This window comes from Aeromicrobium sp. (assembly GCF_047606445.1).
In the GTDB taxonomy this organism is placed as follows: Bacteria; Actinomycetota; Actinomycetes; order Propionibacteriales; family Nocardioidaceae; genus Aeromicrobium.
In genome coordinates, this window is sequence record NZ_JASGEK010000010.1 from 57,761 (window position 1) to 76,782 (window position 19,022).

The 19,022-nt window shown below is 71.3% G+C and carries 11 protein-coding genes; 1 reads left to right on the top strand and 10 read right to left on the bottom strand.

Translation table 11 applies throughout. The features are described 5' to 3' along the window. Positions 1-59 precede the first annotated feature (59 nt). The 9 genes from QM621_RS02410 to QM621_RS02450 form a co-directional block, all read right to left on the bottom strand. Positions 60-788, bottom strand: a complete 729-nt coding sequence (locus QM621_RS02410) for a GntR family transcriptional regulator (RefSeq protein ID WP_414988755.1) — start codon at positions 786-788, stop codon at positions 60-62. Then, positions 785-2,038, bottom strand: coding sequence for an allantoate amidohydrolase (locus QM621_RS02415; RefSeq protein ID WP_414988756.1), 1,254 nt, complete (start codon positions 2,036-2,038; stop codon positions 785-787). Before QM621_RS02415 ends, QM621_RS02410 begins: the two co-directional genes overlap by 4 nt. Beyond that, positions 2,035-3,255 carry a pyridoxal-phosphate-dependent aminotransferase family protein gene (locus QM621_RS02420; protein ID WP_414988757.1) on the bottom strand — a complete coding sequence of 407 codons (1,221 nt, stop codon included), beginning with the start codon at positions 3,253-3,255 and terminating at the stop codon, positions 2,035-2,037. The genes QM621_RS02415 and QM621_RS02420 overlap by 4 nt, the downstream gene beginning before the upstream one ends. After that, the gene (gene allB / locus QM621_RS02425) at positions 3,248-4,606 is read right to left on the bottom strand and encodes an allantoinase AllB (RefSeq protein WP_414988758.1); all 1,359 of its coding nucleotides are present in this window, start codon (positions 4,604-4,606) and stop codon (positions 3,248-3,250) included. The genes QM621_RS02420 and allB overlap by 8 nt, the downstream gene beginning before the upstream one ends. 143 nt (positions 4,607-4,749) lie before the next feature. After that, positions 4,750-5,550 carry an ABC transporter ATP-binding protein gene (locus tag QM621_RS02430; protein WP_414988759.1) on the bottom strand — a complete coding sequence of 267 codons (801 nt, stop codon included), beginning with the start codon at positions 5,548-5,550 and terminating at the stop codon, positions 4,750-4,752. After that, positions 5,547-6,572, bottom strand: coding sequence for a FecCD family ABC transporter permease (locus QM621_RS02435; protein WP_414988760.1), 1,026 nt, complete (start codon positions 6,570-6,572; stop codon positions 5,547-5,549). Before QM621_RS02435 ends, QM621_RS02430 begins: the two co-directional genes overlap by 4 nt. Beyond that, positions 6,569-7,588 (bottom strand): FecCD family ABC transporter permease, encoded by a 1,020-nt coding sequence (locus QM621_RS02440; RefSeq protein ID WP_414988761.1) that lies wholly within the window; start codon positions 7,586-7,588, stop codon positions 6,569-6,571. Before QM621_RS02440 ends, QM621_RS02435 begins: the two co-directional genes overlap by 4 nt. A gap of 220 nt (positions 7,589-7,808) precedes the next feature. Continuing rightward, a complete protein-coding gene (locus tag QM621_RS02445) occupies positions 7,809-9,995 on the bottom strand; it encodes a 3-hydroxyacyl-CoA dehydrogenase NAD-binding domain-containing protein (RefSeq protein ID WP_414988762.1) in 2,187 nt (728 codons plus the stop codon). Between the two features lie 30 nt (positions 9,996-10,025). Next, the gene (locus tag QM621_RS02450; RefSeq protein WP_414988763.1) at positions 10,026-11,240 is read right to left on the bottom strand and encodes an acetyl-CoA C-acetyltransferase; all 1,215 of its coding nucleotides are present in this window, start codon (positions 11,238-11,240) and stop codon (positions 10,026-10,028) included. Between the two features lie 142 nt (positions 11,241-11,382). On the opposite strand from QM621_RS02450, the gene QM621_RS02455 reads away from it, so the two are divergent. Continuing rightward, the gene (locus QM621_RS02455; RefSeq protein ID WP_414988764.1) at positions 11,383-12,114 is read left to right on the top strand and encodes a MerR family transcriptional regulator; all 732 of its coding nucleotides are present in this window, start codon (positions 11,383-11,385) and stop codon (positions 12,112-12,114) included. Here QM621_RS02455 and QM621_RS02460 read toward each other — a convergent pair. Beyond that, positions 12,092-18,949, bottom strand: coding sequence for a hypothetical protein (locus QM621_RS02460; RefSeq protein ID WP_414988765.1), 6,858 nt, complete (start codon positions 18,947-18,949; stop codon positions 12,092-12,094). The two genes, QM621_RS02455 and QM621_RS02460, sit on opposite strands and share 23 nt — an antisense overlap. Between the last annotated feature and the right edge of the window lie 73 nt (positions 18,950-19,022).

Sequence of the window (19,022 nt, forward strand, 5' to 3'; positions counted from 1 at the left end):
CCACGCGCTCAGCATGATGGATCAGGGCAGCCAGAGCTACCCGAATCCATCATCCTGCGTCACTCGGCGGGGCGGAAGGTGTCGAGGTCGTCGGCGAGGGGGGCGATGCTCTCCAACAGGTGCTCGTAGTGCTCGCGGGTGCAGGCGACCAGCCATTCGGCGTCGCGCTCGAAGAAGGCGCGGGCCATCGCCTTGTGGTCGTGGCGGAACTGCTCGCGGGCATGCTCGTGGACCCGCGCCATCGGGCGGGCCGGCTCGGTGAGGTTCCAGGCCGACTCGTACATCTGCTGCAGCCGCCGCATGCCCGACGGAGCGATCAGCGCGAGATGGAAGGCGCGGGTGGCCTCGTGGTAGTCGCGGTGCGCGGCGGCATGGCGGGCCTCGTCCAACTCCTCCAGCAGCTCGCGCACCCGGGCGTCGTCGTCGGGGGTGGCCCGCTCGACGGCGAGCCGCAGCGACGCCTCCTCGAGCACCAGCCGCGCCTCGTACAGCTCGCGGAACTCCTGGAAGGTCAGCTTCGCGACGCTGTAGCCGACCCTCGGCACATGCTCGACCAGGCCCTCGCCGAGCAGGATCTTCAACGCCTCGCGCACCGGGATCTGGCTGACGCCGAAGAAGGACGCCACCGCGTCGATGGGGATCATCGTGCCCGGCGGCTCGTCGCCGCGCAGGATCGCCGCGCGCATGTCCTCCAGCACGTTCGGCTGCTCGCCGCGGGCGGCGGTGTTCTCCAGATGCGCGGTGAAGACGGAGCGGCGGCGCGTGCCGCCCGGGGACGGCCGATTCACACGACCACCTCCACACGCCGGGCGTCGATCCGCGCGGCGACCGCGAGCACGGCCGCCTCGAAGGCGTCCAGGCCGCGCGCCACGTCGACCTCGCGCACCGACTCGGCCGGATGGTGGCTGATGCCGTCGAAGCAGCGCAGGAAGAGCATGCCGATGTCGGTGACGTGTCCGACCGCCATCCCGTCGTGCCCGGCGCGGCTCCACAGCTCCATCGGAGCGTGGTCGCCGGTGACCGCGATGCCCTCGACCACCGCCTCGCGCAGCCACGACGCGCACGGCATCGCCGGGGCCGAATGCGTCTCGTGCCAGCAGAAACGCAATCCGCGGGCGGCGCACAGCGCGCCGATCTCGGTGACATAGCGGTCCCAGAGGACGTCGCGGTCGACGTCGCGCTCGGCCCGCAGGTCGAGGCTGAAGTCGGCCTGGCCCGGCACGACGTTCACCCCGCCCGGCGCGACGCTGATCTGCCCGACCGTCGCCACGCACACCGACGCGCGGGCCAGCCGCTCGATCAGCGAGATCGCCTCGCTCGCCCCGACCAGCGCGTCCTTGCGCCGCTCGTACGGGGTGCCGCCGGCGTGCCGGGCCTCCCCGATGACGCTCAGCGTGAACCGGCGTGCCCCGGCGATGGACGAGACGACGCCGAGCGAGGCGTCGGCCGCCTCCAAGTAGGGGCCCTGCTCGATGTGCGCCTCCAGATAGCCGACCAGCTCCTCGGGACGTCGGGCCGCCTCGCCCACCCGGTCGGGGTCGAGGCCGAAGTCGACGAAGGCCTGCCGCAGAGTCACCCCGCGCGCGTCGCGCACCGACCACCAGGCGTCGTCCCAGAGTCCGGCGGCCGCGCTGCTGCCGAGCAGCGCCTTGCCGAAACGGGTGCCCTCCTCGTCGCTGAAGCCGACGACTTCCAGCGCGAAGGGCAGCGCGACGTCGTCCTCGTGCAACCGCCGCGCCACGGCGACCGCCATGACCACGCCGAGCATGCCGTCGTAGCTGCCGGCGTCGGGCACCGTGTCGAGGTGCGAGCCGAGCAGCAGCGCCGGCAGTCCGGGCTCGCGTCCCTCCATCCTCCCGTACTGGTTGCCGGCGGCGTCGACCCAGGTGGTCAGGCCGGCGTCACGCATCCATCCGGCGACCGCCTCGTTCGCGGCGCGGTGCTCGGCCGACAGGTAGACCCGCTCCAAGCCGGTGGCGCGCGCGGAGAACCGGTCGAGCTCGGCGCAGCGCCGCATCACCTCGTCCGACGTCGTCATGCGGCGTACACCTCCCGCGCGGCCGCGACCCCGCCGCCGGGCACGGGCGACGTGCCCTCGGCGCGCAGCACCTGCTCCAGTGCGGCGAGCGTCAGCAGGACGGCGTCCTTGCGGGCGTTGTAGCCCATCGTCCCGATCCGCCAGACCTTGCCGTGCAGGGGTCCGAAGGAGGTGCCGATCTCGACGCCGAAGTCGTCCAGCATCGCCGCGCGGGCCCGGTCGCCGTCGACCCCGTCGGGGATGTGGACGGCGACGACGTTGTGCATCTTGTGGTCGAGGTCGCCGAAGACGCTCAGGCCGAGCCCCTGGACCCCGGCGAGCATCGCCGCGCCGTGCAGACGGTGGCGTTCGACGGCGGCGTCCATGCCCTCGGCGACCAGCAGCCGGGCGCACTCGCGGGCGCCGTAGAGCATCGAGGTGGCCTCGGTGTGGTGGTTGAGCCGCCGCTCGCCCCAGTAGTCCATGATCATCGCGAGGTCGAAGTAGTTCGACGCGATGCGCCGTCCGCGCGCCTCGTCGCCGTCGTCGCGGATGCCCGCCTCGACGTGTCGGCGCCCCTCGATCACCTCGACCGCGCGGGGGCTGATCGTGATGGGCGCGCTGCCGGACGGGCCGCCGAGGCACTTCTGCAGTCCGGCGGTGGCGACGTCGACCCCCCAGTCGTCGGCGCGGAACTCGTTGCCGCCGAGCGAGGCGGTGGCGTCGACGTACAGCAGCACGTCGTGGGCGCGGCAGATCGCGCCGAGGTCGGCGAGCGGCTGGCACATGGTCGTGGCGGTGTCGCCCTGCACGACGGCGAGCACCTTCGGACGGTGGGCGACCACCGCCTCCTCGATCTGCTCCGGCGCGAACACCTCGCCCCACGGGACCTCGATGGTCACGACCTCCGCGCCGCACCGTCCGGCGATCTCGGCGAGCAGGTGGCCGAAGCGGCCGAAGATCGGCACGAGCACCCGGTCGCCGGGCTCGACCAGCGACACGAGCGCCGCCTCGATCCCGGCGCGCGAGGTGCCGTCGACGAGGAAGGTCTGCTCGTTCCCGGTGGCGAAGACCTCCCGGTAGAGCGCCATCGTCTCGTTCATATAGGCCGTCATCGCCGGGTCGTACTGGCCGATGAGCGGCGCGGACATGGCCCGCAGCACGCGCGGGTCGGCGGTGACCGGTCCGGGACCCATGAGCAGTCGGGCGGGCGGGTGGATCTGGCCGAACTCAGGCATGCGGCGCCCCCACGAGGAGCTGCTGACGGGCCAGCAGCCGGCCGAGGTCGTGGTCGACGCGGTCGATGTCGACGGCGTGGCCGCGCAGCACCGTCCGCACCACCCGGCCGTCGAAGCGCAGGCCGTCGTAGGCCGAGATGGGGTGCTTGTGGGCGAGCCGGGTGGCCTCGACGCGGAAGTCGACCGCGGTGTCGTAGATGGCGATGTCGGCGTCGGCGCCCACCTCCAGACGGCCCTTGCGACGCAGCCCGACGAGGTCGGCGGTGTTCGTCGACATCCACCGCACGACGTCCTCCAGCGGGATGCCGCGGTGACGGGCCTCGTGCGCCATGACGCTGAGCCCGAGCTGCAGGCCGGAGACGCCGCCCCACGCCTGTTGCAGGTCGCCGCCGCCCTTGGACTTCTCCGCCGGGCTGGCCGGGGAGTGGTCGCTGACGACGCAGTCGATGAGGCCGTCGCGCAGCCCCTGCCACAGCGCCTCGCGGTTGCCGCCGTCGCGGATCGGCGGACAGCATTTGAACTGCGCCGCGCCGGAGGGGATCTGCTCGGCGGCGAAGCAGAGGTAGTGCGGACACGTCTCGACGGTGACCGGGAGGCCTTCGGCGCGGGCCTCGGCGATGAGGTCGAGGGCGTGCGCGCTGGACAGGTGCAGGATGTGGACCCGCGCGCCGGTCTCGCGGGCGCCGTCGAGCACCCGGCGGACCGCCACGACCTCGGCGACGTCGGGCCGCGAGACGACGAAGTCGCGGTAGGCGCGGCTGGGTCGGCAGGGCGCGGACTCCAGGGTCGCGGCGTCCTCGGCGTGCACGATCATGAGCGCGTCGAGCCGCGCGACCTCGCGCAGCGCGGCGGTGAACTCGGCCGGCGACAGCGGCGGGAACTCCTCGACCCCCGAGGGCGACAGGAAGCATTTGAAGCCGTAGACGCCCGCCTCCCACAGCGGCTCCAGGTCGGCGAGGTTGCCGGGGATGGCGCCGCCCCAGAAGCCGACGTCGACCATGAGCTGGCCGGGGGTGGCGGCCTGTTTGGCGCGCAGTCCGGCGACCGTGGTGGTCGGCGGGAGGCTGTTGAGCGGCATGTCGACCAAGGTGGTGACGCCGCCGCGCGCGGCGGCCTCGGTGGCCGAGGCGAAGCCCTCCCACTCGGTGCGTCCGGGCTCGTTGACGTGGACGTGGGTGTCGACGACGCCGGGCAGCACGTAGGCGCTCGGCGGGGCCTGGAGCACCACGCCGGGCACCTCGGCGGTCAGCGGCTCGATGGCTGCGACCCGCCCTCCGGCCAGTCGCAGCGTCGCGGGACGGAAGGTCCCGTCGACCAGCACATTGCGGCCTCGCACCGCGTCGACGTTCATAAATTGCAGGTTAAATCCGCCGTCCGTCAACCGTGCTTCGATCGCGTGTCAGCGGCGTAACGCCTGCGCTATAGGAACGTCACGCGCGCTCACAGCCTCGGCATGACCGATTCTGCAACGCTTTCACGCCCGATTTCGCAATTTCAGCGGCGGCGGACGAGCGGCACGACCAGGGGCGTGCCGGTCTCGGGGTCGGGGATCACCCGGCACGCCAGGCCGAAGACCTCCTCGACCAACTCGGCGGTGACGACCTGTGACGGCGCGCCCTCGGCGGCGATCCGGCCGTCCTGCATCGCGACGACGTGGTCGGCGTGACGGCAGGCCAGGTGGAGGTCGTGCAGGACCATGACGACGGTCGTTCCCCGGTCGCGGTTGAGGTCGGCGAGCAGCTCCAGCAACTCGACCTGGTGGCTGATGTCGAGGAAGGTCGTCGGCTCGTCGAGCAGCAGCAGATCGGTCTCCTGGGCGAGCGCCATCGCCACCCACACGCGCTGGCGCTGTCCGCCCGACAGCTCCGCGAGCGTCCGGTCGGCGAGGTCGGTCGTGCTCGTCGCGGCCAGCGCCCGCTCGACGGCGGCCTCGTCGGCGGCGCTCCACCGGCGGAACCAGCCCTGGTGCGGATAGCGGCCCCGGGAGACGAGGTCGGCGACGGTGATGCCGTCCGGCGCGACGGGGTTCTGCGGCAGCAGCCCGAGCGTGCGAGCGAGCTCGGCGGGACGCCAGTCGCCCAACGGACGGCCGTCCAGCTCGACCGTCCCGCGACGCGGCGGCAGGAGCCGCGCGAGACCGCGCAGCAGCGTCGACTTGCCGCAGCCGTTCGCCCCGACGATCACCGTCACCTTCCCGTCGGGGATCACGAGGTCGAGGTCGCCGAGGATGTCGGCGCCGCCGTAGCCGAGGGTCAGCCCGGCGGCGCGCAGGTCGTGGGTGGTCCGCGTGGTCATCCGCCACGTCCTTCCCGGTTCGTCGAGACGAGCAGCCAGATCAGATAGGGGGCGCCGATCGCGCCGGTGACGACGCCGGTCGGCAGTTGCGCGGGGAAGGCGTGCACGGCGACGAGGTCGGCGGTCAGCACGATCACCGCGCCGACGAGCGCCGACGCGGGCAGCGCCGGGCCGCCCACCCCCACCAGACGGAGCGCGATCGGCCCGGCGATGAGCGCCACGAAGGCCATCGGACCCGCCGTGGCGGTGGCGAGCGCGACGAGCGCGACGGCGGCGAGCGTCAACGCCAGCCGCATCGCCTGGACGGGCGCGCCGAGCGCGGTCGCGGTGTCGTCGCCGAGCTCCAAAGTGGCCAGATGGCGGGTCAGCACGAGCACGACCGGCACGACCAGGGCGATGCCGACCCACAGCAGCCGCAGCTCGAAAGCGCCCGCCTGGCCGACGCCGCCGACCATCCACGTCATCGCCTCGCGCGCCTCGTACCGGGTGGCCCGGGACAGCACATAGCCGCTCCCGGCGGTGAAGAACTGCAGGACGCCGATGCCGACGAGGATGAACCGGTACCCGCTGACCCCGTCGCGCCAGGCCAGCAGGTAGATGAGCGTGGCGGCCGTGACCGCGCCGACCAGCGCCGCGAGGCACACCCACGGTCCGGCCAGCCCCAGCACGACGATGGCCAGCACGGCGGCGAAGCTCGCGCCCGCCGAGACGCCGACGAAGTCGGGCGAGGCGAGCGGGTTGGCGAGCAGCCGCTGGAAGACGATGCCGGACAGGCCCATCGCGAGGCCGACGCCGAGGGCGGTGGCGGCGGTCGGCAGCCGGAGGTCCCGCACCACATAGTCGACGCCGGGGCCGGTGTCGAGGCCGACGAGGGCGCCGACGATCTGCCCGGCGGAGAGCGGCATCGAGCCGATCGACAACGTCACGATGAACAGCGTCACGACGAGGGCTGTCAGCGTCGTCGTCGTGACGAGCGCGCGGACGCGGCGACGACGACGGACCCGGGCGACGACGGCGCTCACAGCTCGGCCATCCCGCGGCGTCGCACGATGAACACGAAGGCGGGCGCGCCCAACAGTCCGAGCACGACGCCCACCTGGAGCTCGCCGGTGAGTTGGACGAGCCGTCCGAGGATGTCGGCGCCGAGCAGCAGGATCGGGCTGAGCAGCAGCGCGTACGGCAGGATCCAGCGGTAGTCGGGTCCGCAGATGGCCCGGGCGACGTGCGGCACGACGAGCCCGACGAAGACGAGGGGGCCGCAGGCGGCGGTCGCTCCCCCGGCGAGCAGCGCGACGAGCGCGAACAGGACCGCGCGGGTGCGGCCGACCCGCTGGCCGAGCGCGGTGGCGAGGTCGTCGCCGAGGGCGAGTCCGTTGAGCCAGCGCCCGACGAACAGCGCGGCGAAGATGGCGACGATCAGGAACGGCGTGGTCTGCTCGACGATGGGCCAGTAGCGTCCGGCGAGCGAGCCGACCTGCCAGAAGCGGAGGTCGTCGAGGGCGGTCGAGTCGATCATGATGACGCCGGTGGTCAGCGAGAAGAGGCCCGCGCTGATGGCCGCGCCGGCGAGCGCGAGCTTGACCGGCGTCGCGCCCTCCCGCCCGAAGGCGGCGACCCCGTAGACCGCGACGGTCGCCAGGGCCGCGCCGAGGAAGCCGAACCAGATGTAGGTGCTGACGTCGGAGCGGCCGAGCACGAGGATCGACACGACGATGGCGGCCGCCGCGCCCGCGTTGACGCCCATGACGCCGGGGTCGGCGAGCGGATTGCGGGTGAGCCCCTGCAGGATCGTCCCGGCCAGGCCGAGCGCGGCCCCGGCGAGCAGCCCGAGGATCGTGCGGGGCAGTCGCATGTCGCGGATGACGGCGTGACCGGTCGCCGCCGGGTCGTGGTGGACGACCGCGTCCCAGATCGTCCCCGGCCCGACCCCCCGCGACCCGAGCACGACGCTCGCGAAGGCCACGAGCACCAGCACCACACCCGCGAGCACGAGGCCGCCCGCCAACTGCGAGGGCTGGCGAAGGTCGGGGGTGGTCACGAGAGCCGAGCCTAGCTGAGGCGAGCCTTACCCACGCACGATGATGGATTTCGGCAGCCATCACGACCTCGATCCATCACCCTTCCAGCCCCAGGAGACGCAGGATGATGGATTCGGGCAGTCCCAGCAACCCAAAGCCATCATCCTGCGTCCCCCGAAGGGCGAACGGCCCCGCTCCCTCGTGGGAGCGGGGCCGTGTCCGTCGGGCGGAGAGGTCAGCTCACTCGAACTTCTCGCCCTTGGCGGCCTTGTCGAGCAGCAGCTGGGGCGGGGCGAAGCGGTCGCCGTAGGTGGCGGCCAGCTCCTGAGCGCGCTCGGTGAACGCCTCGACGCCGATCCGTCCGTCCGCGGCCTCGTAGCCGTTGATGTACTGGATCGCGCCGCCCTGGAGCGCCGGGAAGCCGATGCCGAAGATCGAGCCGATGTTGGCGTCGGGGATCGTGCGCAGCACGCCCTCCTCCAGGCACTTCACCGTCTCCAGGCTCATGATGAACGTGAGCCGCTCCTTGAGGTCGGCGAAGTCCGGCTGCTCGTCGGCGACCGGGAACTCCTCGGTCAGGCCCGACCAGAGGCCCTGGCGCTTGCCCTCGGCGTAGTCGTAGAAGCCCGCGCCCTTGAGCTTGCCGGAGCGGCCGAGCTCGATCATGCGGTCGATGACGCCCTCGGCGGCGGCCGACTCCCAGGTTCCGCCCGCCTCCTCGACGGCCGCCTTCGACTCGTTGCGGATCTTGACCATGAGTTCGAGGTTGAGCTCGTCGGACAGCTGCAGCACCGCGGCCGGGAAGCCCGCCTGCGTCGTGGCCCGCTCGATGGTGACCGGGTGGACGCCCTCGGCGAGCATGCCGATGCCCTCGTTGACGAAGGTGCCGATGACGCGGCTGGTGAAGAAGCCACGGCTGTCGCCGACGACGATCGGCGTCTTCTTGATCGCCTTCGTGTAGTCGATGACGCGGGCGATGGCCTCGTCGGAGGTCTTCTCACCGGCGATGATCTCCACCAGCGGCATCTTGTCGACGGGGCTGAAGAAGTGGATGCCGATGAAGTCCTCGGGACGGTCCACGCCGTCGGCCAGGATCGTGATGGGCAGCGTCGAGGTGTTCGAGCCGAGCAGCGCGTCGGCGTTGACGACCTTCTGCACCTCGCCGAAGACCTCGTGCTTGAGCTTGACCGACTCGAAGACGGCCTCGACGACGAAGTCGCAGCCCTTCAGGTCGGCGTAGTCGTCGGTCGGCGTGATGCGGGCGAGCACCTCGTCGGCCTTCTCCTGCGTCATCTTGCCGCGCGCGACGGCCTTCTCCAGGAGCGTGACCGAGTAGTTCTTGCCCTTCTCGGCGGCTTCCTTGCTGATGTCCTTGAGCACGACCTCCATGCCCGCGCGCGCCGAGACGTAGGCGATGCCCGCGCCCATCATGCCCGCCCCGAGCACCGCGACCTTCTCCGCCTTCGTCGGCTCGACGCCGTCGGGACGCGAGCCGCCGGCGTTGATGGCGCCCAGGTCGAAGAAGAACGCCTGCGTCATGTTCTTGAACTGCTGGCCGATGATGAGGTTGACCAGGTAGCGCGACTCGATCCGGCTGGCGGTGTCGAAGTCGACCTGGGCGCCCTCGACCGCAGCGGCGAGGATCGCACGGGGAGCCTGGTAGCCGGCGCCCTTGAGCTGCTTGCGCAGCATCGACGGGAAGCCAGGAAGGTTCATCGCGAGCTTCGGGTTCGACGGGGTGCCGCCGGGCATGCGGTAGCCCTTGCGGTCCCACGGCTGGCTGGCCGCGGTCTCGTCGCCCTGGACCGACTCGATCCACGCCGCCGCCGCGCTGAGCAGCTCGTCGGCGGGCACGATCTCGTCGATGAGGCCGACGGCCTGCGCCTTCTCCGGCTTCATGCGCGGACCCTGCAGCAGGATGTTCATGAGGGCGTCCTGGATGCCGAACATGCGCACCGTGCGGGTGACGCCGCCGCCGCCGGGCAGCAGACCGAGGGTGACCTCGGGCAGGCCGATCTCGTAGCGGCCCTCCGCGGCGATCCGGTGGTGGGTCGCCAGGGCGATCTCCAGGCCGCCGCCGAGCGCGGCGCCGTTGACGGCCGCGACGACGGGCTTGCCGATCTTCTCCAGCTTGCGGAGCGTCGCCTTGATGCCCTCGATCTCCTCGAAGAGGTCCTGGGCGTCGTCGGGGGTGGACTGGATCATGAGCTTCAGGTCGCCGCCGGCGAAGAAGGTCTTCTTCGCGCTGGAGACGATGACGCCCTTGATGGAGTCGGCGTCGGCCGCGATCTCGTCGGCGAGCCGGTTGACGGCCGCCTCCATCGACGCGGCGTACGCCTTGTTCATGGTGTTGGCCGACTGCGTCGGGTCGTCGATGACGAGGTTGACGATGCCGTTCTCGACCTCGTAACGCACTGCTTCAGTCATGTGAGTTCTTTCTCCTGAGATGAGGTCGGGTCAGACGCGCTCGACGATGGTGGCGATGCCCATGCCGCCGCCGATGCACAGCGTGGCCATGCCGTAGCGCTTCTGCTGGCGCTCCAGCTCGTCGACGAGCGTGCCGAGGATCATGCCGCCGGTCGCGCCGAGCGGGTGGCCCATGGCGATGGCGCCGCCGTTGACGTTGGTGCGCTCGTGCGGGAAGTCGTCGAGGTCGCGCATGAGCTTGAGCGCGACGGCGGCGAAGGCCTCGTTGATCTCGATGAGGTCGATGTCCTCGATGGACAGGCCGGCCTTGTCGAGCGCCTTGCGGCAGGCGGGGCCGGGGCCCGTCAGCATGATGGTCGGCTCGGAGCCGATGACGGCCGTCGAGACGATGCGCGCGCGCGGCGTGAGGCCGTGGCGCTCGCCGGCCGACTCGTTGCCGACGAGCACCAGCGAGGCGCCGTCGACGATGCCCGAGGAGTTGCCCGCGTGGTGGACGTGGTGGATCTTCTCGACCGTCAGGTACTTCTCCAGCGCGACCGAGTCGAAGCCGGCGAAGTCGCCGAGGTCGGCGAAGGACGGCTTGAGGCCGGCCAGCGACTCGGCGGTGGTGCCGGGACGCACGAACTCGTCGTGGTCGAGGATCGGCAGGCCGTTGATATCGGTGATCGGGACGATCGAGTTCTTGAAGTAGCCGGCCTCGATGGCGGCGGCGGCACGGGCCTGCGACTCGGCGGCGAAGGCGTCGACGTCGTCACGGCTGTAGCCCTCGATCGTGGCGATGAGGTCGGCGCCGATGCCCTGCGGCACGAAGTCGGTGTCGAGCGCGGTCTTGGGGTCCATCGCCCAGGCGCCGCCGTCGGAGGCCATCGGCACACGGCTCATGGACTCGACGCCGCCGGCGAGGATGAGGTCCTCCCAGCCGGACTTGACGCGGGCCGAGGCCTGGTTGATCGACTCCAGGCCGGAGGCGCAGAAGCGGTTGAGCTGGACGCCGGCGACCTGCTCGCCGAAGCCCGCCGCGAGCACGGCGGTGCGGGCGATGTCGGCGCCCTGGTCGCCGACCGGGGAGACGACGCCGAGGACGACGTCGTCGACCTCGTTCGGGGCCAGGCCCGGGTTGCGCTCCTTGACGGCGTCGAGCAGCGTGGTCACGAGCGAGATCGGCTTGACCTCGTGCAGTGAGCCGGTCTTCTTGCCGCGGCCGCGGGGGGTGCGGATCGCGTCGTAGATGAAAGCTTCGGTCATGAAATGAGTCCTCGCAGACGGATGGGTCATGTCGACTGGCCTCAACGATGCCAGCACGGAGGGCACGGGTGTGAGCCGCGCTACGGACATTGTGACACCGCTACTGTCAGCGTCGTCTCGCGGCCTGTTCTAGGCTCGGGCCGTGAGCGACGACGAACAGGGGCCGGCCGAGACGCTGAGCGTGGAACAACTGGCGGCGCGGGTCGGGATGACGGTGCGGACCGTGCGTTTCTACGCCGGGCGGGGCCTCATCCCGCCGCCGCGCCGGGAGGGCCGCAACGGCTTCTACGGCCCCGGCCACCTGGCCCGGCTCGAGCTCGTCCGCGAGCTCCAGGCGCACGGCTTCACGCTCTCGGCCATCGAGGGCTATCTGGAGCGCATCCCCGTCGACGCGACCCCCGAACAGGTGGCGCTGCACCGGACGCTGCTGGCCCCGTGGACGCCGGGCATGCCCGAGACCCTCGACCGTTCCACCTTGGAGACCCGCTGCGGACGCACGCTGACCGACGACGACGTGGAGGTGCTGGTCGCCCTCGGCGTGGTCGAGCCGACGCCGGTGGAAGACCAGTTCCGCCTCTCCCCCGCGCACCTCGCCATCGGGGTGAGCTTCCTCGACGCGGGCCTGCCGATCGACGCCGCGCTCAGCGCCCGCAGGATCATCGCCGAGCACAGCGCCCGGCTCGCCCAGCGGCTCACCGAGATGTTCCGCGTGGAGGTCTGGCCTCGCCTGAAGGCGTCCGGCTATCCCCCCGAGCTCCTCACCTCGATGGTCGAGCGGTTTAAACCGCTGACCGTGCAGGCGCTCGTGACGGCCTACGAGGAGGCCGTCGACGACGAGAAGCGCCGCACGGTCATTCGTCGGACCGACCGCTGACCCTCTCCCTCCGGCTGATCAGCGCGCCGAGCAGGACCGACGCCAGGGCGGCGGCCAGCAGCGCCGCGTTCACGAGCACGCCGGTGGACGGCAGGAGTCCGTCGTCGTCGGCCTCGCCCGACGACGAGGCGGCGGGGGTGTCCGCGCCCGGCGTCTCGGAGTCGGGGTCGGTCGGCGTCTCGGAGTCCGGGTCGGTCGCCGCGCTGCCCTCGTGGCCGGTGGCGTCGGTGGCCTCCACCGGCGTTCCGGTGACCGTGCCGACGCCGGTGGCGTGCGCGGAGTTCGCGTAGAGGCCGTCGACGGCCGTCCCCTCGAACTCGCAGGTGATGGTCTCCCCCGGCGGCAACGGCGAACCCCACTCGGCGCCGTCGGACCGCTCGCAGGCGTCCTCGGTCAGCGCGACCGCCGGGTTGCGGTCGTCGGACAGGGTGAGGTTCTCCAGCGGCTGCTCGCCGGTGTTGGTCACGACGTACTTCCAGACGACTCGCGAGCCGGTGACGAGGCCGGAGGCGAACTCCAGGCCGTTCGTGGTGACGCTGACCGAGATGCCTGCGGTCGGAGCCGGCGGCGCGAGCGCCACATAGCCCGTCGGGTCGGTGCCGTCGACGGTGTTCCCGCTGGTCTCGCCGACGCCGGTGGCCGTCGCGGTGTTGACGTAGGCGCCCTCGACCGCCGTGCCCTCGAACTCGCAGGTGATGGACTCCCCGGGCGGCAGCGGCGACCCCCACGCGGCCCCGTCGGAGCGGGTGCAGGCGTCCTCGCGCAATTCGACGTCCGGGTTGCGGTCGTCGGACAGCGTCAGGCCGGTCAGCGCCTCGTCGCCGGTGTTGGTCACCACGTACGTCCAGGTGACGGGGTCGCCCGGCTTCAGGCCGGTGGCGACCTCCTCGCCGTTGGTGGTCGCGGTGACGCTCACGCCGGGGGTGCTGGCGACGACGGTGCTGTAGCCGGTCCAGTCCTCGGCGCTCACCGCCTGCCCGCTCGACGCGCCCACCCCGTTCGCCGTGGCGGTGTTGAGGCGCAGGGCGTCCTCGGCGGTCCCGGTGAACGTGCAGGTGATCGTCGCGTCCACCGGGAGCGGAGCGCCCCAGGCGGCGCCGTCAGAGCGGACGCAGGCCGACTCGTCGAGCGCCACCGTCCCGTTGACGTCGTCGCCGAGCGTCAGGTCGACGAGCGGCTCGTCGCCGGTGTTCGTCAGCACGTATTCCCAGGTCACCGTGCTGCCCGGTGTCAGGTCCTCGGCGAACTCGACGCCGTTGGTCGTGACCTCCACGGTGAGGCCGGGCACGGAGTCGTCCGGCTCGGCGACGCTGTAGCCGGTCCAGTCGTCGGCCTCGGCGCTCTCGCCCGACACCGTGCCCGTGCCCTGCGCGGTGGCGGTGTTGAGGTACACCCCGTCGGACCCGTCGGACGCCGTGCCGGTGAACGTGCAGGTGATCGACTCGCCGACCGGCAAGGCCGCTCCCCACGCGGCCCCGTCGGACCGGACGCAGGCGTCCTCGCTCAACGCGACCGCCGGGTTGCGGTCGTCGGCGAGGGTCAGGCTCTCCAGCGGCTGCTCGCCGGTGTTCGTCAGCACGTACTCCCAGACGACCTCCTCGCCCGCCGTCAGGTCCTCGGCGAACTCGACGCCGTTCGTGGTGACGCTGACCGAGACGCCCGCGGCCGGCAGCGGCGCGAGCGCCACATAGCCCGTCGGGTCGGTGTCGTCGACGGTGTTCCCGCTGGTCTCGCCGACGCCGGTGGCCGACGCGGTGTTGACGTAGGAGCCCTCGACCGCCTCACCCTCGAACTCGCAGGTGATGGACTCCCCGGCCGGCAGCGGGTCGCCCCAGTCGCCGCCGTCGGAGCGGGTGCAGGCGTCCTCGGTCAGCTCGACGTCCGGGTTGCGGTCGTCGGACAGCGTCAGGTCGCTCAACGCCTCGTCGCTGGTGTTGGTCACCACGTACGTCCAGGTCACCGGGTCGCCGGGGGCCAGGCCGGCGGCGAAATCCTCGCCGTTGGTGGTCGCCGTGACGCTCACGCCCGGGACGTCGGCCGTCTCGGTGCTGTAGCCGGTCCAGTCCTCGGCGCTCACCGCCTGCCCGCTCGACACTCCCTCCGCGTCCACGGACCCGATGTTGAGGCGGAGGGCGTCGTCGGCGGTGCCGGTGAACGTGCAGGTGATCGTCGCGGCCACCGGGAGCGGCTGGCCCCAGGCGGCGCCGTCGGAGCGGACGCAGGCCGACTCGTCGAGCGCCACCGTCCCGTTGACGTCGTCGACGAGGGCGAGGTCGATCAACGGCTCGCCGCCGGTGTTCGTCACCACGTACTCCCAGGTCACCGGACCGCCCGAGGTCAGATCGGCGGCGAACTCGACGCCGTTGGTCGTCACCTCGATGCCGACGCGCGGCGCGGGGCCGTTCGTCGCGGCGACGCTGTGGCCGGTCCAGTCGGTGGCGGTGGCCGTCTCGGTCGAGACGGTTCCCGTGCCCTGCGTGGTGGCGGTGTTGAGGTACACCCCGTCGGAGGCCGACCCGGTGAAGGAGCAGGTGATGGTCTCGCCGGGCGTCAGCGGGTCGCCCCACGTGCCGCCGTCGGAGCGGACGCAGGCGTCCTCGGTCAAGGCCACCGCCGGGTTGCGGTCGTCGGCGAGCGTGACGTCGGTCAGCGGCTCGTTGCCGGTGTTGCGGACCACGTACTCCCAGACGACCTCCTCGCCCGCCGTCAGGCCGGAGGCGAACTCGACGCCGTCGGTCGTGGCGGTCACCGAGACCGACGGGGCCGGGTCGACGGTGCTGTAGCCGGTCACGTCGTCGTCGGCGACGTCGGTGTCCGAGGCGACGCCGACGCCGGTGGCGCTGGCGGTGTTGAAGTAGGTGTCCTCGTCGGCCGTGCCGTCGAACTCGCAGGTGATGGACTCCCCGGCGGGCAGCGGCTGGCCCCAGGCGTCGCCGTCGGAGCGCGTGCAGGCGTCCTCGCTCAATGTCACCGCCGGGTTGCGGTCGTCGGACAGCGTCACCTCCGTCAGCGCCTCGTCGCCGGTGTTGGTCACCACGTACGTCCAGGTGACGGGGTCGCCCGGCGCCAGGTCGTCGTCGAAGTCCACGCCGTTCGTCGTCACCTCGACGCCGACGGCCGGGGCGGTGGTGAACGGCGTGACGACCACGACGGCGTTGTCGGCGGCGGCGAGCGTCGTGCCGACCGGCGTCGTGCCGCTGACCGTGCCGGTGTAGTCGTGGGTGCCCTCGGGCCAGCCGAGCGGCCAGGCGCATTCCACCGTGACCTCCTCGCCCGGATCCAGCGTGTCGAGGTCGAACAGCGACGTCTCGTCGCAGAAGAACGGCACGGACGGGTCGTCCAGCGTGACGTTCGTCAGCGGCACCTCGCCGTCGTTGCGGACGACGTAGCGGTAGCGGACCGGCGCGCCCGACTCGTATTCGGCCTCGTCGACGTAGTCGTCCGAGCCCGCTTCGGTCTCGACCAGCTTGGTCAGCGACAGGGACGGCTCGACCAGCCTCACCGACGCGGTGGCGCAGTCGTCCTCGCCGTCGTCCTCGGCGCAGTTGCCCGGCGTCGAGTCGAGGTCCTCGACGTCCATGCCGGACACCTGCGCGGTGTTCGTGTGGCCGCCGGCCGCGTTCATGACGGCGCGGTAGGTGAGCGTGCGGGTGGCGCCGACGGGCAGGTCGCCGACGGTCCACACGCCGGTCCCCGCGTCGAAGCTGCCCTGCGTGACGACGGCCGAGCCGGGCACCAGCGTGAAGCCCGCGGGCAGCACGTCGGTGAGCTTCAGCCCGTAGGCGGGGGCCACCGCCGACGTCGGGTCGCCGTTCTCGTCGACATAGGAGGCCGCACCGGTCACCGGGTCGGTCACGACCTTGGTGTCGTGGCTGGCCTTGACGGTGAAGGTGACCTCCTGCCCGGCCATGGCCGTCTCCCTGTCGACGCTCTTGGCCACCGACACGTCGGCCTGCGGCACGGCCAGACCCACCTTGGGCGGTTCGGACGGCAGCAGCGCGGTGCTGTCGTCGGCTCGGTTCGCGGCCACCGCGACCGAGTTCCACGCGACCTCGCCCGCAGCGGGCAGCGGATCGGGCTCGGCCACCGGCCAGGTGAACGCGGCCTCCTGGCCCGCCGCGAGGGAGCCCGCCGTGAGCTTGAACCGCAGCGCCGTCACCGCCGACGGGTCGGCCGGCAGCGTGGTCGACCAGTCGTCGTCGCAGGAGGCGGGCCACGGAGCGTCGTCCGCCAGGCCGCGGACCTCGTCGCGGCAGGGGTTGTCCGACGTCGAGTAGGCGACCTGCCAGGTGCGGCTCGCCGAGCCCGTCGCCGTGTCGGTGACGGTCACCCCGCCCGTCAGCTCGGGACGGAAGTCCGAGCCGCGCGCGTTCGCGCTCATCGCCCCCGACACCCCCATGTCGCCGGGCGTCGGCAGCACGTCGTAGAGAACGACGTCCTTCAGCGCGACCGTGCCACCGCTGCGGACGCGCACCCGGTATTCGGCGCTACCGGGGTTGTCCGGGTCGATCATGCCGACCGCCGGGAACTCCGCGAACTCCGCGTCCCCACTGCCCTTGACGCCCTTGAACGCCTGCAGCAGCGGCCCCGGCGTCGCATTCGTCACCGACGCCGACGCCCCGCAGAACGGAGCACCCGCCGCTACGTGTTCCGGGTTGGCCGTGTTCGGGGTGGTCGGCGCGGCACCGGGACCCGCCGGATTCAACCCGAGCGAGCCGCCCGTCCAGCTGTGGTAGTTGACAGCGCTGCACGCGTCGATGTCGGTGCCGGGGAGGACCACCTGCATGTTGTTGACCGTCGTGCCCGGCGGCCAGCCGCCCGGCACCGAGAACGTGGCCCACAGGGAGGTCGGCGACGTCGATGCCAGATGCAGTGCCCCTGCCGGGATCGAAATGCGGATCAATGTGCGCCCCGAACCGTTCCAGTTCGGAATCTGCTCCAGCGTATAGGCCGATTCCGGAACCGGGGTGTCCTCCGGACTCGACACACCTGCGACTACGACGTTCCTCGGCCACTCCGAGCCATAAGGGCGGTAAACAAATGACGTCAGCGTCGCCGAGGGGATGCCCGCCGGCAGCAGGTCGGTGATCGTCACCGGACCGGAATAGCCGCCCTCCATGTTCGGCCCCATCACTCCGGCCCTCAAGGTGAAGGAACTGCCCGAAGCCGAGTACGTGGCGGACTTGTAGGCGTTGACCCGCACCTGATCGGTCGCCACCATGCGTCCGATCTGGGTTCCGGTCACCACGGGGGTGCTAGCCCCCTCCACCGTACGAGTGAAGTACCCCACATTATGAATCCGCTGCCCGTTCGTGAGGGATCCGTCCAGGTGGCCCCAGACATCGAAGGTCGCGGTGCTGCTCGATGCGTCAAGGGCGATGTTGCGGATGCGGACCTCCGCGACCACATCACCGTCGGCCACCAGGACGTGCGCATACCCACCTGCGGTTTCCGGCGGCAGGAACTCCTTCTCCGTGCCGTCGGGCGTCACGTAGTAGTACTCGGCGCTCGGCCCGGTGCCGGACAAATAGGTCCGCCCTACAGCCCAGATGTGATAAGCCGGGTGCTGACACAGAACGCCGGGAGCATTGGGCAGGTACATGTTCTGCGTCGCGTCGTAGTTGTCCAGACACGGCACCGGGTCCACGATCTCACCGACTGCGGGCAACACTGAGGTGTTGGTAATCGACAACAGGAATGAGCCTTCGTAAGAGCCGCGCGGGTGGCCGCTGGTGCTGGGGAAAGAGAAGGTCGGGAAGGCGAGCGGCTCCATGGTCTCCGCCCAGTCACCGGCCCACGTAGCCATCGCGGTACTGGTATTGCACGTGCCGTTGAGGATGCTGCCGGTCATCAGGGGCGTAATGGCCCTCTTGCAGAACGACCCGGAGTTCCCCGGTGCTCCGAAGGTGTGGTTGCGCGAATAGGTGGCCGTCAGCGGTGTCGTCTCACCGATCGGGGTACCCGTCGCGATCGCGGTGTTCGTCACACTCTGACCTGCGGCGAACGTGGCCGACGGATACTTCACCGTCACCCAGTACGGCCCGGCTGGCTGACTGCGGTACCCACACGTGGGCAGACCACCATCGGTGGTCCACGTCACCGTGTTCGTCGTCGCGTCGTACACGCCACCGGAGGAGGCATCCACGAACACCGCACCCGCTGGCAACTGATCCACCACCGTCATCCCCGGTTGCATGTACAAGGCTCCGGTGGACCCCACCGACGTACACGGACCCAACCGGTAGGTCAGGTCGTAATCGCGAGGCATCGGGGCACCATCGGCGGAATTGGCCGGCAGGCTCTTGTGGACGGTCAGGTTCGCGCTCGCCCGGATCGTGGCCGACGCCACCCCCGACGTCACCGTCTGGGTGTTGTCGGCACCCACGGTCGCCTGCAGACTCAACACCGTGCCGTCCGGGGTGTAGCCGTTGACCAAGCCGGTCGAAATATCGGTCTGGATCGACGCCCCCGCCGGGAAGGACGAGATCAGATCAATCGTCAAGACGTTATTGGAGACGCTGTAACCACTGATGTAAGGGTGCGCACCCACCGAGGTGGTCATGCGGCCCTCCGGCAGCGGGATGGCGACCTGGCCGCCGTCGCAGCTCGACGACGTCAGCGCCGCGCACTGCAGACTGAGCCGGAAGGTCACCGGCGCGCCGGAGAGCTGCTCGGCCGCGCTGATCCGCTTCAGCTGGATCACCCAGGTGTTGCCCGGCTCCGCGTTCGACCGCTCGCTCAGACCGAGCACCACGAACGCGGCCAGCAGCATCATCGCCAACGCCACCGGACGCCGCCAACGGCCGACCCCGACGACCGTCCCAGACTCAGACATGCACGACTCCCTGTGAAGGCTCCCCGACCGCCACGGACCGTGTGACCCGCGTCTCTCAGGCGCAGCCTAGGGC

Bases quoted from the DNA above. Each gene is read 5' to 3' on its own strand.
- QM621_RS02415 (WP_414988756.1), bottom strand. From the start codon at position 2,038: ATGACGACGTCGGACGAGGTGATGCGGCGCTGCGCCGAGCTCGACCGG.
- QM621_RS02420 (WP_414988757.1), bottom strand. From the start codon at position 3,255: ATGCCTGAGTTCGGCCAGATCCACCCGCCCGCCCGACTGCTCATGGGT.
- allB (WP_414988758.1), bottom strand. From the start codon at position 4,606: ATGAACGTCGACGCGGTGCGAGGCCGCAATGTGCTGGTCGACGGGACC.
- QM621_RS02430 (WP_414988759.1), bottom strand. From the start codon at position 5,550: ATGACCACGCGGACCACCCACGACCTGCGCGCCGCCGGGCTGACCCTC.
- QM621_RS02445 (WP_414988762.1), bottom strand. From the start codon at position 9,995: ATGACTGAAGCAGTGCGTTACGAGGTCGAGAACGGCATCGTCAACCTC.
- QM621_RS02450 (WP_414988763.1), bottom strand. From the start codon at position 11,240: ATGACCGAAGCTTTCATCTACGACGCGATCCGCACCCCCCGCGGCCGC.
- QM621_RS02460 (WP_414988765.1), bottom strand. From the start codon at position 18,949: ATGTCTGAGTCTGGGACGGTCGTCGGGGTCGGCCGTTGGCGGCGTCCG.